Annotated in this window: 18 protein-coding genes; 11 read left to right on the top strand and 7 right to left on the bottom strand. The window is 61.2% G+C overall.

Annotated elements, in window-relative coordinates; all coding sequences use genetic code 11:
- Positions 1-99: 99 nt before the first annotated feature.
- The 5 genes from D1012_RS14415 to D1012_RS14435 are packed head-to-tail and all read left to right on the top strand — an operon-like array spanning position 100 to position 4,392.
- Complete coding sequence (locus D1012_RS14415) at positions 100-573, top strand: RrF2 family transcriptional regulator (RefSeq protein WP_118154037.1); 474 nt, start codon at positions 100-102, stop codon at positions 571-573.
- Positions 566-1,240, top strand: coding sequence for a class I SAM-dependent methyltransferase (locus D1012_RS14420; RefSeq protein ID WP_118153558.1), 675 nt, complete (start codon positions 566-568; stop codon positions 1,238-1,240). Before D1012_RS14415 ends, D1012_RS14420 begins: the two co-directional genes overlap by 8 nt.
- 59 nt (positions 1,241-1,299) lie before the next feature.
- Positions 1,300-2,520: an HlyD family efflux transporter periplasmic adaptor subunit gene (locus D1012_RS14425; RefSeq protein WP_158569356.1), complete on the top strand. Its 1,221-nt coding sequence runs from the start codon at positions 1,300-1,302 to the stop codon at positions 2,518-2,520.
- Complete coding sequence (locus D1012_RS14430; protein ID WP_118153564.1) at positions 2,517-3,689, top strand: FtsX-like permease family protein; 1,173 nt, start codon at positions 2,517-2,519, stop codon at positions 3,687-3,689. Before D1012_RS14425 ends, D1012_RS14430 begins: the two co-directional genes overlap by 4 nt.
- Positions 3,690-3,696: 7 nt before the next feature.
- Positions 3,697-4,392: an ATP-binding cassette domain-containing protein gene (locus D1012_RS14435; protein ID WP_118153567.1), complete on the top strand. Its 696-nt coding sequence runs from the start codon at positions 3,697-3,699 to the stop codon at positions 4,390-4,392.
- 122 nt (positions 4,393-4,514) lie between these two features.
- Here the strand turns inward: D1012_RS14435 and D1012_RS22485 are convergent, their stop codons facing one another.
- Entirely contained in the window at positions 4,515-4,730 is a 216-nt protein-coding gene (locus D1012_RS22485; protein WP_147335705.1) for a hypothetical protein, read from the bottom strand.
- A 59-nt stretch (positions 4,731-4,789) separates the two neighbouring features.
- On the opposite strand from D1012_RS22485, the gene D1012_RS22490 reads away from it, so the two are divergent.
- From D1012_RS22490 to D1012_RS23015, 6 genes are all read left to right on the top strand, one after another.
- Positions 4,790-5,227 (top strand): hypothetical protein, encoded by a 438-nt coding sequence (locus D1012_RS22490; RefSeq protein WP_158569357.1) that lies wholly within the window; start codon positions 4,790-4,792, stop codon positions 5,225-5,227.
- A 71-nt stretch (positions 5,228-5,298) separates the two neighbouring features.
- Positions 5,299-6,132: an MbnP family copper-binding protein gene (locus D1012_RS14445; protein WP_118153573.1), complete on the top strand. Its 834-nt coding sequence runs from the start codon at positions 5,299-5,301 to the stop codon at positions 6,130-6,132.
- Between the two features lie 3 nt (positions 6,133-6,135).
- Positions 6,136-7,305, top strand: coding sequence for a methanobactin export MATE transporter MbnM (locus D1012_RS14450; RefSeq protein ID WP_118153576.1), 1,170 nt, complete (start codon positions 6,136-6,138; stop codon positions 7,303-7,305).
- 146 nt (positions 7,306-7,451) lie between these two features.
- Positions 7,452-8,348 (top strand): copper uptake system-associated protein, encoded by an 897-nt coding sequence (locus D1012_RS22690; RefSeq protein WP_158569358.1) that lies wholly within the window; start codon positions 7,452-7,454, stop codon positions 8,346-8,348.
- A gap of 51 nt (positions 8,349-8,399) precedes the next feature.
- Positions 8,400-8,861 carry a TroA family protein gene (locus D1012_RS23010; protein WP_233517134.1) on the top strand — a complete coding sequence of 154 codons (462 nt, stop codon included), beginning with the start codon at positions 8,400-8,402 and terminating at the stop codon, positions 8,859-8,861.
- Between the two features lie 6 nt (positions 8,862-8,867).
- Positions 8,868-9,392, top strand: a complete 525-nt coding sequence (locus D1012_RS23015) for an ABC transporter substrate-binding protein (RefSeq protein WP_267897830.1) — start codon at positions 8,868-8,870, stop codon at positions 9,390-9,392.
- A 119-nt stretch (positions 9,393-9,511) separates the two neighbouring features.
- On the opposite strand, the gene D1012_RS14465 is transcribed toward D1012_RS23015, so the two are convergent.
- Genes D1012_RS14465 through D1012_RS14490 form a run of 6 tightly spaced genes read right to left on the bottom strand, consistent with a single transcriptional unit; the run spans position 9,512 to position 15,499 of the window.
- Positions 9,512-10,204 (bottom strand): GntR family transcriptional regulator, encoded by a 693-nt coding sequence (locus tag D1012_RS14465; RefSeq protein ID WP_118153580.1) that lies wholly within the window; start codon positions 10,202-10,204, stop codon positions 9,512-9,514.
- 25 nt (positions 10,205-10,229) lie between these two features.
- On the bottom strand, positions 10,230-11,396 hold the full coding sequence (locus D1012_RS14470; protein ID WP_118153583.1) for an alpha/beta hydrolase family protein: 1,167 nt from the start codon (positions 11,394-11,396) through the stop codon (positions 10,230-10,232).
- On the bottom strand, positions 11,390-12,508 hold the full coding sequence (locus D1012_RS14475; protein ID WP_158569359.1) for an ABC transporter ATP-binding protein: 1,119 nt from the start codon (positions 12,506-12,508) through the stop codon (positions 11,390-11,392). Before D1012_RS14475 ends, D1012_RS14470 begins: the two co-directional genes overlap by 7 nt.
- A complete protein-coding gene (locus tag D1012_RS14480; protein ID WP_118153590.1) occupies positions 12,505-13,626 on the bottom strand; it encodes an ABC transporter ATP-binding protein in 1,122 nt (373 codons plus the stop codon). The genes D1012_RS14475 and D1012_RS14480 overlap by 4 nt, the downstream gene beginning before the upstream one ends.
- Complete coding sequence (locus D1012_RS14485; RefSeq protein WP_118153593.1) at positions 13,626-14,537, bottom strand: ABC transporter permease; 912 nt, start codon at positions 14,535-14,537, stop codon at positions 13,626-13,628. Before D1012_RS14485 ends, D1012_RS14480 begins: the two co-directional genes overlap by 1 nt.
- Entirely contained in the window at positions 14,534-15,499 is a 966-nt protein-coding gene (locus D1012_RS14490; protein WP_118153596.1) for an ABC transporter permease, read from the bottom strand. Before D1012_RS14490 ends, D1012_RS14485 begins: the two co-directional genes overlap by 4 nt.
- Between the last annotated feature and the right edge of the window lie 30 nt (positions 15,500-15,529).

The raw sequence follows: 15,529 nt of genomic DNA on the forward strand, positions 1-15,529 counted from the left end.
ACTTAAGCCACTCCGTGCCTCGCCGATGTGATCCAGATCAAGGACCGCCGGGTTTCACACGATTACCAACATCAAATCTGCATCGAGAAAGCGACTTTCATGCGCCTGACCACAAAGACCAACCTTGCAGCCCGCGTCCTGATGGCCTGTGCGGTCAACGAAGGCATGACGCTGCGCACTGCCGAAATCGCCTTGGCCTGCAACGCCTCACTCAATCATCTGCTGCAGGTCGTGAATGAACTGCAGGCGCATGGCTTTGTCGAAACCCTTCGCGGGCGCCATGGCGGTCTGCGCCTGGCCCGTCCGCCTGCCCAGATCTCGATGGGCGTGGTTTTCCGCGTGTTTGAATCGGGTGCGCCCTTTGCCGAGTGCTTTGCGCCCGACACCAACACCTGCCCGCTGTCTGCGACCTGTCGCCTGCGCGGCTATGTCGCGCGCGCGCTTGAGGCGTTCTATCACGAGTTGGACATGGTAACGCTGGCCGATCTGACCAAAGGCAACTGTGGACTTGCCGCCTTGCTTGCGGTGCCGGACAGCTTGCGCAGGGCCTGTGCGGAGGCTTCCGTTGTCTGATCACACCTGTACCACCGCTCGGGCCCAACCCGCTGCGGCAGGCGGCGGCGCAAGATTCTGGAACAGGTTCGCCGACCGCTATGCCGCACGCCCGATCAAGGATGTCGCAGCCTATGAGGCGCTGCTTTCCGATGTCGCAGCGCGATTGCGCAAGACCGACCGCGTTCTGGAAATCGGCTGCGGCACTGGGGGAACGGCCATCCGCCTTGCGCCCCACGTATCACAGTTCACTGCCACCGACTTTTCGACCGAGATGATACGGATCGCAGCGGCCAAACCCGCGCCAGACAACCTTCATTTCAAGACCTCGAATGCCGAAACTGCGCTGGATGGCGGGCCGTTCGATGCGATCTGCGCCTTCAACGTGCTGCATCTGGTGGACGATCTGCCCGGCCTTCTAAGCGGCATTCACGCGCAGCTTCGGCCCGGCGGCCTGTTGATCAGCAAGACGTGGTGTTTTGCCGATCTGGGGCGCAAACTGCGACTGCTGTTTGGCGTGCTGCGGGTAATCGGCCTGTTCCCTCCGTCCGCCACGCTTGGCGTCGCACATCTGCGTCAGGCCATACAGGACGCTGGCTTCGAGATCGTCGATCAGCGTGTCTTCGGGGAAAGGCCACAAAACCCCTATATCGTTGCACGCAGGCCAACCGCTTTGGCTGAGCCTTGAGGCGCGAGCAGCAATTTTTTCGCACGCCCGGCGTGCCAGTCGATTTCATGGAAAAACAAATGACGCAACCCCGCGACGAGACCCTTCCGATAGACCTGAATCTGGAAGAGGGGCAACCGCCGTCAAAGCGACGCTGGTTCCGAAAGCGGTATCTTTTGGTTCTGCTGGTGCCGGTGTTGATGTTCACCGGGGCGGTGATGGGGATGTATTTCCAGCCACCCGGACTGCAGAAATTCTACCTGCTGACCGGATTGCAGCCCGGGGCCGGGTCGGACGCACCCATTGCCCTGCCCCCGGACATCGACCTTCCGCCCAAGATGGCCGAGACGATGCTGCCGACCGATGTGATCGGTCTGGCACGGGTCATGCCGCGCGGCGATGTGTCGATTGTCGCGGCCCCATATGGTGCCGGAGATGCCCGGGTAGCCGAGGTGCTGGTGTCGGTCGGCGATAGGGTCGAAAAGGGCGCGCCTCTGGCACGGCTCGACAACCGGACAACGCTTGAAAGTGCCGTTCTTGCTGCACAGGCCAATCTGGCAATCAAGGAGGCCGCGCTGATGCAAACGCGCGCTGCCATCGCGGCAAGCCGGGACGAAGCGCAGGCCGCATTGGACCAGGCGGTTTCGGCCGCCTCGGAGGCATCTTCAAGCCTTGCTCGCACGGAAGAGCTGTTCCAGCGCAAGGTTGCAACCGAAGCCACGGTGGAGTCCGTCCGTGCGGCCTCGGCGGCTGCGGTGCTGGCCGTAGCGCGGGCCGAGGCGACCTTGACGCGCTTTTCCGCACTTGCCTTGGATGATCAACCCGATGTCGTGGTCGCGACACGCAACATGGACGCAGCCAAGGCCGAATTGGCGCGCGCCAGACTGGATCTGGAACGCGCTGTGGTGTTTGCCCCGATTGCAGGAACAATCCTCGACATTCACGCAACACCCGGCCAGCGCCCGCCCACTGGTGGAATCATGGACATGGGCGATACCAGCCAGATGATGGCCGAGGTTGAGATATGGCAGGACCGGATTGCGACCATAAAACCAGGGCAGCCGGTCGAGCTTGCCGCCGTCGCCCTTGGGCAAACCCTGCGCGGAGTGGTTGACAGCATCGGCCTGACGGTGGGCAGGCAAGGGCTGATCTCAGACGATGCCGCCGAAAACAAGGATGCCCGCGTGATACGCGTACTGGTGAAGCTTGATGCCGCCTCGACCCAAGTTGCGGCCCGCTACACCAACCTTGAGGTCATCGCGCGGATCGACACATCCGCAGACCTGCGTGTCACCCCATGAGCCGTCTGCTGCAAGCCCTGTTCGGGCGCCTGCCGATCGGTTGGCTGCAATTGACCCATAACCGCACGCGCTTTGCGGCGGCGCTGGCCGGGGTGGCCTTTGCCAATGTGCTGGTCTTTGTGCAGCTTGGCATCATGAATTCCATGGGGGCCGCAACGCTGCGTCCTTATGATTTCTTTCAGGCCGACATTATGATTTCTGCCGGGGATGCCAACTCGCTGTCTGATGGCGGAAACGTCGCGCGGCAATGGCTGTTGCAGGCTATGGCGGACCCGGATGTTGTGGACGGAATGGGCCTGTTTATGGCGAATGTGCCGTGGGATCGGGGCGAGAAAGACATAAGCTTGTCTACCTTTGGCGTCGATCCGGTGAAACCCGGTTTCATCGGCGTCCAGATCGCGGACGATCTGCCACTCTTGCAGGTGCAGGACGCCGCGATCCTTGACCGGCTGGCACGCGGGTTAGCCAAGGATGAAGCGGCAGCGATCCGCCCGCAGACACCGCTTGCCTTCGAGGCCCAGAGTCGCACCTTGGTTGCCTATGCCACATTTGCAGGCGGCGGCGGCTTTGGCGGCGACGGTTACATGTTGGTGTCGGATCAGACCTTTCTGTCGCTCTTTCCTGCGCGCAGTTCTGCGGCACCTGACCATATCTTGTTGACCTTGGGCCGGGGCGCAGATGTGGACACTGTCGTCGCCCGGTTGCGCTCGCTGATTTCAGACCCGTCCCTGCGCATCCGCAGCTATGCTGACGCCGCGCAAGACGATCTGAAGTATCAGCAAACAAGGCGGCCAACCGGCATCATCTTTGGTTTTGGCGTTCTCATCGGCGTGCTGGTCGGGCTGGTCATTGTCTATCAGGTTCTGTCAACCGACGTCGCCGACCACTTGCGCGAATACGCGACGTTCAAGGCAATGGGCTATGGGCCACGCTTCTTTCTGAGCGTTGTATTCGAGGAAGCGCTTGTTCTGGGCGTCATGGGGTTTATCCCCGGACTGATCGTTGGCACCGCCATTCTGACCTTGATGGGCAAGATCACGACACTGCCGTTGGCCATGTCCTTTTCGATGGCTGTCAGCGTGTTTATCGGCACTGTGGTCTTTTCGGCGATATCTGGTGCGATTGCCACCCGCCGCCTTGCCGCCGCTGATCCTGCCGACTTGTTTTGAGGGTGTAATGGAACACGAAAACATCCTCGAAGCCAAGGGCCTGAACCACTGGTTTGGCACGGGTGATGTCAAGAAACAGGCGTTGTTTGACGTCAACCTGACTCTGAAACGCGGCAGTTTTACCGTGCTTATGGGACCATCCGGTTCCGGCAAGACCACCGTGCTGACCCTGATCGGGTGTCTGCGCAGCGTTCAGGACGGGTCGGTCTGCCTGTTGGATCGGGAACTGAACGGCGCTTCAGAGGCGGAACTCGTAGCGCTGCGGCGGCGTCTGGGCTTTATCTTTCAGGCGCACAATCTGCATGAAAGCCTGACCGCGACGCAGAATGTAATCATGGGCCTTCAGGTCCACCGTGGCGTGTCGGACGCCGACGCGCAGCGAGCGGCCACCCATGCGCTGGGTCTGGTCGGCCTGTCAGACCGGGTCGGCTATCTGCCGGGCAACTTGTCGGGCGGGCAAAAGCAGCGCGTGGCAGTCGCGCGGGCTTTGGTGGGCAACCCGGCGCTGCTGCTGGCAGACGAACCTACGGCCGCGCTGGACAAGGAGAGTGCGGCTGAAGTGGTGGATTTGCTGAAAAGAATGGGTGCTGCACGCGGCATGACCACACTGCTGGTCACACATGACAACCGCATCCTCGACCGCGCCGACCGTATCCTGACGTTGGAGGACGGGCGTATCGTGACGATGGAAGACAGGGGGTAACGCTGGGCCGCAGCAGCAAAGCGGTGCTTGTAAACGTAGCATTCATGAAGATAGGCCGCTCAATTAGATGGCCTCAAACATAAAATCAAAACGGCGCGTTGGCTGAACAAATCAAGCCAGGATCATCGGACCATCGCCAGCAGTAATACTAGCGGCATGCTCAACACCGCAGTTGGCACCATGGCAAAGTCGAAACTGACCACCACCAGTTTTGGCGACAGGATGCGGCGCTGGTGGGACACCAGTACGATGACCGCCAACGCCGCCGCCGAAGAGCGGGCTGCTGGCGTGGCACTTAGGCTGATGCTGGAGCGGCACAATTGCAGGTGCACAGGCATTCAGTGGTCCAACGGCGCCGGTCGCCGTAGTTTTTCCAAGTATCCGGGACTGTGGCAACGTGCCGGAATTCGGCGCTATCGAGTTCTGTTTGCCTCTGGTTTGGAATCTGGTAACAAAGCGCATGGTTAGGAGCGTTCAATTTGCATTTGCAAAGACCACAATGGTCTTGCTGGTGGCAGTAAGCCTCCTGCTCAGTGGCTTTGCGCATCGACCTGTTCCTACCGCCGCCCAGATTGAGCAGGCGGTGTCCTTGGCGGACTTGGGTCTGAGCCTTGCCGACCTTTGCGCTGAACCAGGTGACGCGGACGGTGGAATGGACATGGGCGATTGCCCTGCCTGCCATCTTGCGGCGTCAATTCTGCTTCCTGAACCGGTCGCAAGCGTCGCGGACATCGAACTGCGCACCGCTGCGGCGATCCTTGTTCCTGCCCATGCGCGCGGTTTTGGCCGCACGACCAACCCCGCAACACCGGTCCGTGCACCCCCTCTGGCTTGATCGCCAAACGTCTTGTCGATCAATCCAACCTGCCATGCGCTATCGCGCTGGCATATCCAGAGGGTAAACTTATGAAATACATCGCTTTTGCTGCGGCTTTGGCCGCCACCCCCGTCTTGGCCGATCAGGCTGTGTCCATCAACTTTGCCGGGGAAATCGGCGGCAAGCCGTTCTCCTGCGCCGAGACGTTTGAGGCCATCGGGGCCAAGGCCACTGCCGTCAAGGGTATCGATTACCGCGTCTTTGTGTCTGGTGCGGCGCTGATCCGCGCCGACGGCACCGCCCAGCCGATTGCCTTGGAGCAAGATGGCAAATGGCAGCTGGATGATCTGGCGCTGCTGGATTTCGAGGACGGGTCAGGCGGTTGTTCTACCGGAACGGCCGAGACCAACACCGCCCTGCGCGGCTCGGTGCCGGATGACGAGTATGTCGGGCTGACGTTCAATCTGGCGGTGCCGTTTGACAAGAACCATAATGACCCGACGCTGGCCGCCGCACCCCTGAACACCACGGCGATGTTCTGGAACTGGCAGGGCGGCTACCGCTTTGTGCGCATCGACATGGTGCCGGTGAACAAGGCTGCGGATGGGCCGAAGGGCTGGTTCCTGCATCTGGGTTCGACCATGTGCCCGGCAGCCTCCAAGACCGAAGCGCCGAATGCGGAGTGCAAAAACCCCAACCACCTGCCCGTCAGCTTTGCCGGTTTTGATCCAGCGACCAATGTGGTGGTCATTGACCCGGCAGCGGTTGTCGCCGAGGCGGATATGACGGTGAACGCGGCAGAAACCTCGCCGGGCTGCATGTCCTTCCCCGGTGATGCCGATTGCACCACGGTGATGTCCAAGCTGGGGTTGGCTTATGGCGACATCCCGGCAGGGGCGCAGCAACTGGTCTCGATGCGCTAAGCCATGCGCCGCCTTGCCCAATGGGCGGGGCGCATCGGTGTGGCGGGGCTTGTCCTTGCCACACCGCTGACGCTTGCCGCCGAGCCCTATCGCTGGCCCATCCCGGCCTGGATGCCAGCGCCACCCGTGCCGGATGACAACCCGATGTCGACGGCCAAGGTCGAACTGGGGCGGCATCTGTTTTACGATGCGCGCCTGTCGGCGGATGGTACGGTGGCTTGTGTGTCCTGCCATGTGCAGGAGCGCGCCTTTACGGATGGTCGTGAGGTGCCCGTCGGGATCAACGGCACGCTTGGCATCCGCAACGCGCCGGGGCTGGCGAATGTCGGCTATCTGCCACTGCTGACATGGGCCAATCCGCACATGACCAGCCTGGAGTTTCAGGCGCTGATGCCGCTCTTTGGCGACAACCCCGATGAGATGGGCAACAACGGCCAGGAAGCGGTCCTGTTCGCGCGGCTGGCGGCTGACCCTTACTATCAAACGGCCTTTCCGGCGGCCTTCCCCGACCATCCCGCGCCCGACCTATTCACCATGACCCGTGCGTTGGCCGCCTTTCAACGCAGCCTGATTTCGGTGGATAGCGCCTATGACCGTTTCAAGTATTGGGGCGAGACAGACGCCCTGTCAGAGGCGGCCAAACGCGGCGAACAGTTGTTCTTTGACCACCGATTTGAGTGTTATCACTGCCATTCCGGCATCCATTTCACCGAAAATCTGCAGACCAGCCGCTCGGCCTTTGCCGAAACCGGATTTCACAACACCGGGCTTTACAACATCGACGGTGCGGGGGCTTACCCCGCCAACAATACCGGGTTGATGGAACTGACGGGCGATCCTGCCGACATGGGCAAGTTCCGCACGCCATCCCTGCGCAATGTCGCGCTGACCGCGCCCTATTTCCACGACGGTTCCGCCGAAACCCTGACCGATGTGCTGGACCATTACCGCGCAGGCGGACGCCGGATCACAGACGGCCCCCATGCGGGCAACGGCGCGCAAAGCCCGCTGCGCGATGGGATGATCGTTGGCAACAGCGCAACCGATGCCGAGATCGCCGACATCGTCGCATTCCTCGAAAGCCTGACGGATGAAGGCTTCCTCACCAACCCCGCTTACGGTGACCCCTGGCCCGCAGATCATCCTGCAGTGGCCAGCCGGGTGCTGCCATGAGCCCCGCTCTTGAGATGCAAGGCAGGAGGCGTCCCGCCCTTCGCATCTTTGGGTGGCCCTTGCCCTCATTCCCGTGGGCAAGGGCCTTACTCTCCCCTTCGGCTGCCATGTCGAAGGGGGCTTTTTCTTCACTCCAGGAGATCGCCATGAAGCGCCACCTTGTCACCATTGCCGTCCTTCTGATGACCAGCACTGCCTTCGCCCACGAAGTGACCGTCGGCGACCTGCAGATCATCCATGCCAATATCCCGGCACCCATGGGCATGGCCCAGGTTGCCGCAGGGTATATGGGCATTTCCAATGAGGGCGATCACCCCGACACCTTGATCGGCGTCGAGGTTGGTTTTGCAGCGAAGGCCATGCTGCACACCACCGAATTCAGCGCCGATGGCGTGGCCCGCATGAAGCACGTCGAGGCTCTGGAGATCCCCGCCAGAGACACCGTCGTGCTGGAGCCGGGCGGCTATCACATCATGCTGATGGGGCTGACCCAGCCGCTGAACGTCGGGGACATGCTGCCCGCAACCCTGATCTTTGAACAGGGCGGGCGGGTCGAGATCGAGTTCATGGTCGATCCTGCCGATGGATCGGTGGACCATTCCAAGATGGACCATTCGGCGATGGGCCATGACGCGACGAACGCGCATGCCGCCCATGGCGCGGGCCATACGGCTCCGGTTCAGACGGGGGATGCGATGGTGGACATCGAGGCCCTGCTGAAAGCGCAGTTCGACACGCCGGAAACCCCGTTGACCGTGGCCCCGATTTCAGTTCACGGCCCTGTCGCCATAGCGGGTTGGGCGCAAGACGGACGCGGCGGGCGGGCCTTCCTGCGTCAGGATGACAAGGGTTGGTTCATCGAACTGTGCTCGGGCGCAAGCCTGATGCTGCCTGCCACGCTGCAATCGCTGGGGCTGTCGGCGGCAGAGGCCGAGGCTTTGCTGACGGGGGCCAAGGCTGCCGAAGCAGCCCTTGCCCCGGACACCATCGCCCTGCTCGACAGCTTTGACGGCACGCTGATCGTCGGGCGCGACGGTCACTAATTGATCCCTAAGTCAAACCTTCAACCAAGGGAGACCTCAATAAACCCGATCTTGAAACTCATTGATCTTGCCACCCTTGCCCTGACCACCGCCTTGCCCGCATGGGCCGAAATCACCCTGACCGACCTCAAGGGCCGGACGGTCACTTTGGCCGATACCCCTGACCGGGTCTTGCTTGGCTTTTACTACGAAGACTTCATTGCCATCACTGGCCCGGGCGGCATTGACAAGGTCGTTGCCATCTCGCGCGCGCCTTGGGCGGAATGGCGCCCGATGCAGTGGGATGCCTACAAGGCCGTCTATCCGCAGATCGACACCCTTCCTGATGTCGGCGATACCGAAACCAGCACCTTCAGCGTCGAAGCCGCCATCGCTGCCAAACCCGATGTCGCCCTGCTGGCGGGCTGGCAGTTTGATGCGCTTGGCGAAGGTGTGGCGCAACTGGAAGCCGCCGGCATTCCGATTGTCGTTGTGGACTACAACGCCCAGACTCTGGAGGCCCATCTGGCCTAAACCCGCGTGATTGGCACCTTGATGGGCGCGCAAGATCGGGCTGAGGCACTGGCCGGACTTTACGAAGGCAAGATCAACGACACCATTGCACGCGTGGCCGCCGCTGGTGACACACCGAAGAAAGTCTACGTCGAACTGGCCAAGAAAGGCCCGGCCGAGGTTGGTAACAGCTATGGCAACGGCATGTGGGCCGGGGTAATTGAACTGGTCGGCGGGGCGAACATCGCCAAGGGTCAGGTCGAAAACTGGGGTCCGCTGGCGCCAGAATACGTTCTGGCAGAACAACCCGAAGTGATCCTGCTGGCCGGTTCCGAATGGCTGGGTGCGCCCGAAGCCGTGCTGGTAGGCATTGGCGCAGATCCGGCGGCGGCACAGGAAAAAATGGCCGCCTATCTGACCCGCGCCGGTTGGGCCGATCTTCCGGCCGCTAAGTCGGGCGATGTGCATGCGATCTACCACGGCGGCTCGCGGTCGCTGTCGGATTTCGTCTTTGCCCGCTACCTCGGCAACCCGGAGTCTCGCTCACGCTAGATAAAAGTTGGGGGCAACGTCAAAAAGGCAGACCCATAAAGGTGGGTTCTTGAAGTTCCGAAAGCGTTTGTTTGCAAGGCTTTGAGGGCATAGAGCCACATTCGCACAGCCGTATTCAGCTAAAGTGCAGCATGGTCACTTTCCGAATAGGTCCAGTCATCGTGCCGGGCATCCGTTTTATGAGACACGCCAATGCGCCGGTAATTCGCACGTGAGCTGAGCAGATGTGCACGCATTGCCGCCTCGACCCATTCCTTGTCTTGCGCTGCAAATGCAGACACCACGTCTTCATGCTGTCTGTTGCTACGAACAAGCTCGGCCTGAGTCCAATTGTTGAACGTGGGGCTGACAACCGGCTTTCGCGCGACCATGTTCACCAGATCGGTGAAAATCGCATTGCCCCCCTGACGCCAGATCACACGATGGAACTGGGCATTCAGATCGCGGTAGGCCCGACGATCTGGGTTTGACTGCAAAATCGCATGATCCATGCGGTCATGAAGGTCTCGCAGAACATCCTGAAAGTCCTGATCTGCCAATGCCACCGCCATCCCGGCGGCGATCGGCTCCAGCGCGGCGCGGGCGGTAAAGATGTGGATCACCTCGTTCGGGTCAAGGTCGACCACAACAGCACGGCGGTACGCTTCCCGCCGGATCACACCTTCGGCCTGAAGCCGGCGCATGGCTTCCCGGACAGGAGTGCGGCTTACACCAAGACGGGTGGCCAGCTCGCTTTCGGGAATGCTGTCTCCACCAATATACGCTCCTTCTGCGATAAGCGCGCGGATCTTGGCATAAATGTCTTCGGCCATTTCATTTCCCTGTTCCCTGCGGGCACTATCCGAAATCCCGGACAACAAGCCAATCGGAAACCAGTTCCGTTGCTGCGGCCAGTTCCTGTGGCTGGTTGACGAAATAGTGGTTCGCACCCTGAACAAGTTGCATGGTCTTGTCCTGCGATGACACCGCGCCAAATATGCGCGCCGTATGAGGCTGTGGCACAGCGTCATCCGCGCCGCATTCAACAGCCAGAAACGGCACCGTGATGTCTCGCCCGGTCCGCAGCGAGTCTGCGCGGGTGTGGGCGGGTGACCACTGCGACAGCCAACTGCGCAGGGTGGAAATCCGGCCCAGACCGACAGGACCACTGTTCACGACTTCCGGATTCCCAAGGTAGGTCCAGCCCGGTCGGCGGCCATTTGGGTCTATGCTCGGGTCCAGAAATCGCGGATCGGCCATTGTCCGGTGGGTCACAAAGACACGCTCTGTCTCAAGCCCACCGGATTGACGCAAGCGCTCCAGCACCTCCAGCACCCGCGCGGTGATGCGCCCCATCCGGGCCTGCTGAGCCGCGCGATACTCCGCAAGAAACGCGGTCGTAAACGTTCCCCCCTTCGTGTCATTGCCCGGCGCATACAGATCCAATGCCGGATCGCGGTCATCGGGATCGTGCTCGTTGCGGACAGACGGATCAAGCCATTCGCTCAACAAAAGCGCCCGAGAGCTGTGCGCTGCAAGGCTGAGAACCGCATCAGCCGGGATCAACCCCGCCCCCGCAATATCAACCGGATCCCCGGCAGGAGTGTGCGTGATCGAAGGTCTTTCGGCCTGTGACTGATACAACATGGCAAGAGAGCCGCCACCGCTCCAGCCGCACAGAACCACCTTTTGATAGCCCCAGTCTTCGCGCGCCGCCCTGATCCACGCGCCCAGATCCAGAACCACATTTTCCATGATCAGACTGGTATCATTGCGCTGATACCGGCTGCCCGCGCACAAGACATGATACCCGGAGCGGGCCAGAGCCTGCGGCAAAGGCAAAAGCTGCAGGGTGGATGACGGATGCATGAAGACGAGCAAGGTGCGGGATACCCGGTCATCGGGCCGGATCAGCACGCCCTCGACATGGGTCAGCCCCTGTGAGCCGTTGAAGCCATAGGTTTCGGTAAAAGCACGGTCTGCGGCAAAGGCAATATGCTTCCAGTCAAAGATCAGCTCTACCATCTGCCGCCCTCAACCGCCTCAGCCAGAGTGCCTGCTTCTGCGACTTCTGTGATGTGTCCGGCCTTTGGTGCGAGCAGACTGGGGTGTGCGCGCGAGGCACGGTCATCGTAAATATGGCAGCGCACCCTTTGGCCGTCTGTCTGGTCTGAAAGCGCGGGTTCGATCGCTTCACACAGCGCCGTGGCGAATGGACAGCGCGATGAAAACCTGCACCCCGGCGGCACAGCCATCGGCGACGGCACATCGCCGCGCAGTTCGATGCGGTCGGGGGAGTCACCCGGCGTCATGCGCGGAATCGCATCCATCAGGCGCTGGGTGTAGGGGTGCAAAGGGCGGGTCAGGATATCTTCGGCCCTGCCCTCTTCAACGATGCGGCCAAGATACATCACCGCGACGTGGTTGCAGATATAGCCCACGGTCGCGATGTCATGCGAGATATACAGCACCGCGAGGCCCAGATCGCGCGACAATTCGTCAAGCAATTCCAGCACACTGGCCTGAATCGACACATCCAGCATCGACACCGGCTCATCCGCCACGATGAACTTTGGCTCCAGAACCAGAGCGCGGGCGATGGCCACCCTTTGCCGTTGGCCGCCAGACAGATCGGACGGATAGCGGTCAATGTTTTCACCCGCAGGAATGCGCACAAGTTCCAGCGCACGGATCACCTTTTCGCGCCGCTCGGCCGCGTTTCCGATGCCATGAATGATAAGAGGCTCTTCAATCACCTGTCCGATGGTCAGACGCGGGTTGAGCGAGGAATAAGGATCCTGAAAGATGATCTGCGCCGAATGGCGATAGGCTTTCAGGCGACGGCCCTCGGCTTTGGTGATGTCTTCATCGCGATACAGGATCTGGCCCGCGGTCGGCTGGTACATCCGCACCAGCGTCATGCCCAAGGTCGATTTTCCGCACCCGGACTCGCCGACCAGACCCACGATCTCACGCTCGCGGATGCGCAGATCAACGCCGTCAAGCGCACGGGCGCTTGGCGGTTTCACCCCGGCAAGGGCACTGAAAATGCCGGTGCGGCCCTGAAATTGAGTCTTCAGATCGCGCGCCTCGATCACGGCAGGGGCGTCGGGGTGGATGGATTGACGGCCCGTCATGCGGCACCTCTCATGTTGCGCCATGTGTCCGGACGTGCGGCGGCCAGGCGGAATTCGGCGGCCCGGTCTGTATGGTGGCAGGCCGCGCGTTGCACGCCGACCTGAACCACAGGCGGCGTCACGCTGTGGCACACCTCGGTGGCAAAGGGGCAGCGGCTGGCAAAGCGGCATCCCGGTGGGGGCAGCAACAGGTTCGGCACCACGCCGGGAATCGAGATCAACGGCTGACGCGGTTCCCCCCGTATCGGCAGCCGGGGGAAGGCGTTTTTTAGCCCCATCGTGTAAGGGTGCAGCGGGCGTTCCAGCACATCAGCCGTCGGGCCGCTTTCGGCAACCTTTCCTGCATACATCACCACGATGTTTTCGCAGGTTTCCGCCACCACTGCGATGTCATGCGTCACCAGAATCATCGAGCAACGCATATGGGCATGAATGCCCCGGATGCGTGTCATGATCTGCGACTGCATGATCGGGTCGAGCGCGGTTGTCGGCTCATCCGCCAAAAGCAACCCGGCGTTCAGGGCCAGGGCCATGGCGATCACAGCGCGCTGCCGCATCCCACCAGAGAACATGTGCGGAAATTCGTAAAGCCGCCCGGCCGGCAAACCAACCAGCGCAAACATCTGCTCCGCCCGTGCCCAGGCCGTCGCCTTGCTGACCGGCTCATGCGCCAGAATGGCCTCGGATATCTGGTCCCCGATGCAATAGACCGGATCAAGCGAGTTCATGGCGCTTTGCGTGATCAGCGAAATGCGCTTCCAGCGAAAGTCGCGCAGGGCGTTTTCATCGAGCCCCAGAATGTTGCGCCCGTCAAGCAAGGCACGCCCCGAAACCTCCGTTGACTCGGGCTGAAGCCCCATCAGCGTTTTGACGACCGTGCTCTTGCCGCAGCCGCTTTCACCGACCAGACCCAGATTGGTGCCGGCCGGTACCTCAAAGCTGATGTCTTCGACCGCGTGAAACCGGCCGCGCAATGTGGAATAGCCAATTGAAAGACTTTCGACCTGCAGGTGCGCGGCCGGTTTGCGCGAGAGGCGGTCGGTCAGGCGTTCCAACTCTGCAAGCGTTGCGGGGCTGGCCGGGCGATGGCCAGAGCGGGGCGGTGCGACGGCAACCATCAGCGCCTCCTCAGTCGGGGGTTGGTCTGTTCTTCATAGGCGCGGCCAATCAGGTAAAGGGCGGAAACCAGCATCACCAGCGCAACCGAAGGCGGCACAACCCACCACCATGCCGTGCGCAGGTTGCCACTGGAAAAGGCGGTGTTGAGCATCTGCCCCCAGCTGATCACCGTGGGATCGCCCAAGCCCAGAAACGACAGGCTGGCTTCGGTCAGAACCGCAAAGGCAACCGACATCGTGACCCAAAGAAACACCACGCGGATGATATTGGGCAGAATGTGGCGCATGATGATGTGAAAATGCGACGCCCCCGCTGCGCGCGCCCATTTGACATAGACCCGCTCGCGCTCTGTCAGCACGGCAGATCGGATGATCCGCGCGCCATTGCGCCAGAAAAGAACCGTGATCACCAGAATGATGTTTTCGATACTCGGTCCCAGCAAAGCCACCGCGACGATGGAAAACGGCAGTGTCGGGATCGACAGGGCCACATCGGTAATCCGCATCAGGACATCATCCACCCAGCCCCCGAAATAGCCCGAGAGCACACCGAACAGGGTAGAGATGAAACCCACCGCAATCGCCGCAACCAGACCGACCAACAAGGCCACGCGGAACCCGTGCAGGAACTGGCTGAGCACATCATTGCCGAAAGCCGTGGTGCCAAGAAGATGCTCACCAGACGGAGGGCGCAAACGTGCAAGTCGGCCCGTCTCGGTCATCATCGCCTTGAAGGGATCAAAGGGGGCAAGATAGGGCGCCGTCAGGGCAATCACGACAAAGATCAGCAAAATGGCCACACCGACCACGGCAAAGCTGTCTTGCATCACCTGCCGCCACGACTCCCATGCGGCAGACCATGCGCTGCGTCCCCGGATCGCGGCGGGTGCGTTGGTTTGGGCCTGTTTCATTTGTAAACCACCCGTGGGTCGAGTTTTCCATAGACAAGATCGGCCGCAAGGTTCGCGATGACGATCATCACGGCCAGCAGAAAGAACGCGGCCTGCGCCACCGGATAATCCTGACGGGTGACCGCCAGCACCAGTTCCCGTCCGACGCCGGGCCAAGAGAACACGATCTCGATCACCACGATGCCCGCAATGGTCTCGGCAAGTGCCGGAAACAGCCAGGTGATCAGCGGCAGCATGGAATTGCGTGCGGCGTGCCAGGCCACCCGCCGCTGCGGCACGCCCTTGGCGCGGACCAGTTCGATGTAATCCTCGGTTCGGTTTTCAACCACACCCGAGCGCATCAGCAGCAGGTTTTCCGGCATGAAGTAGATGATGACCGCAATAAGCGGCAGTGCCAGATGGTGCAGGAAATCAAGTGTCATATAGCGGGCAAAGCCGGTGGTTTCGCCCGGATCACCCATGCCGAACCCTGGAAACCACCCCAGCGTGCTGGAAAAGATGGTCAGCAAGGCGATACCGATCACAAAATTGGGCACCCCGCGGATGATGGTGGCCAGAAAGATGCCGGACCGTTCCAGCTTGCCCCCGCGCTTTGCCCAACCCACGGCCGTACCGATTGCAGCCCCCAGCGCCGCGCCCAGAAGCAGGCCCGGAACCGCGATCCAGAGCGTGTTGATGATGAGCGGGGTCAGCACCTCCCACACCGGTTTTCGATAGAGGAAAGATGACCCGAAGTCGCCGGTCAGGAGGTTCGCCAGATAGGCAACATACTGATCCCAAAGCGATCCGGTCAGGCCCCATTGCTCCAACAGCGCCTGACGCGCTTCATCGGTCAATCCACGCTCCAGCAGGATCGCGGTCGGGTCTGCAGGCATGACGCGGAACATGAAGAACATGATCGTTGTCACAGCCCAGACGACAAGCACGCTTTGTGCCAGACGACGGATGATATATGCGCGCATTGGACTCTCTGTCTGGATGTAGTCTACGGG

Source organism: Pseudotabrizicola alkalilacus (assembly GCF_003443995.1).
Lineage (GTDB): Bacteria > Pseudomonadota > Alphaproteobacteria > Rhodobacterales > Rhodobacteraceae > Pseudotabrizicola > Pseudotabrizicola alkalilacus.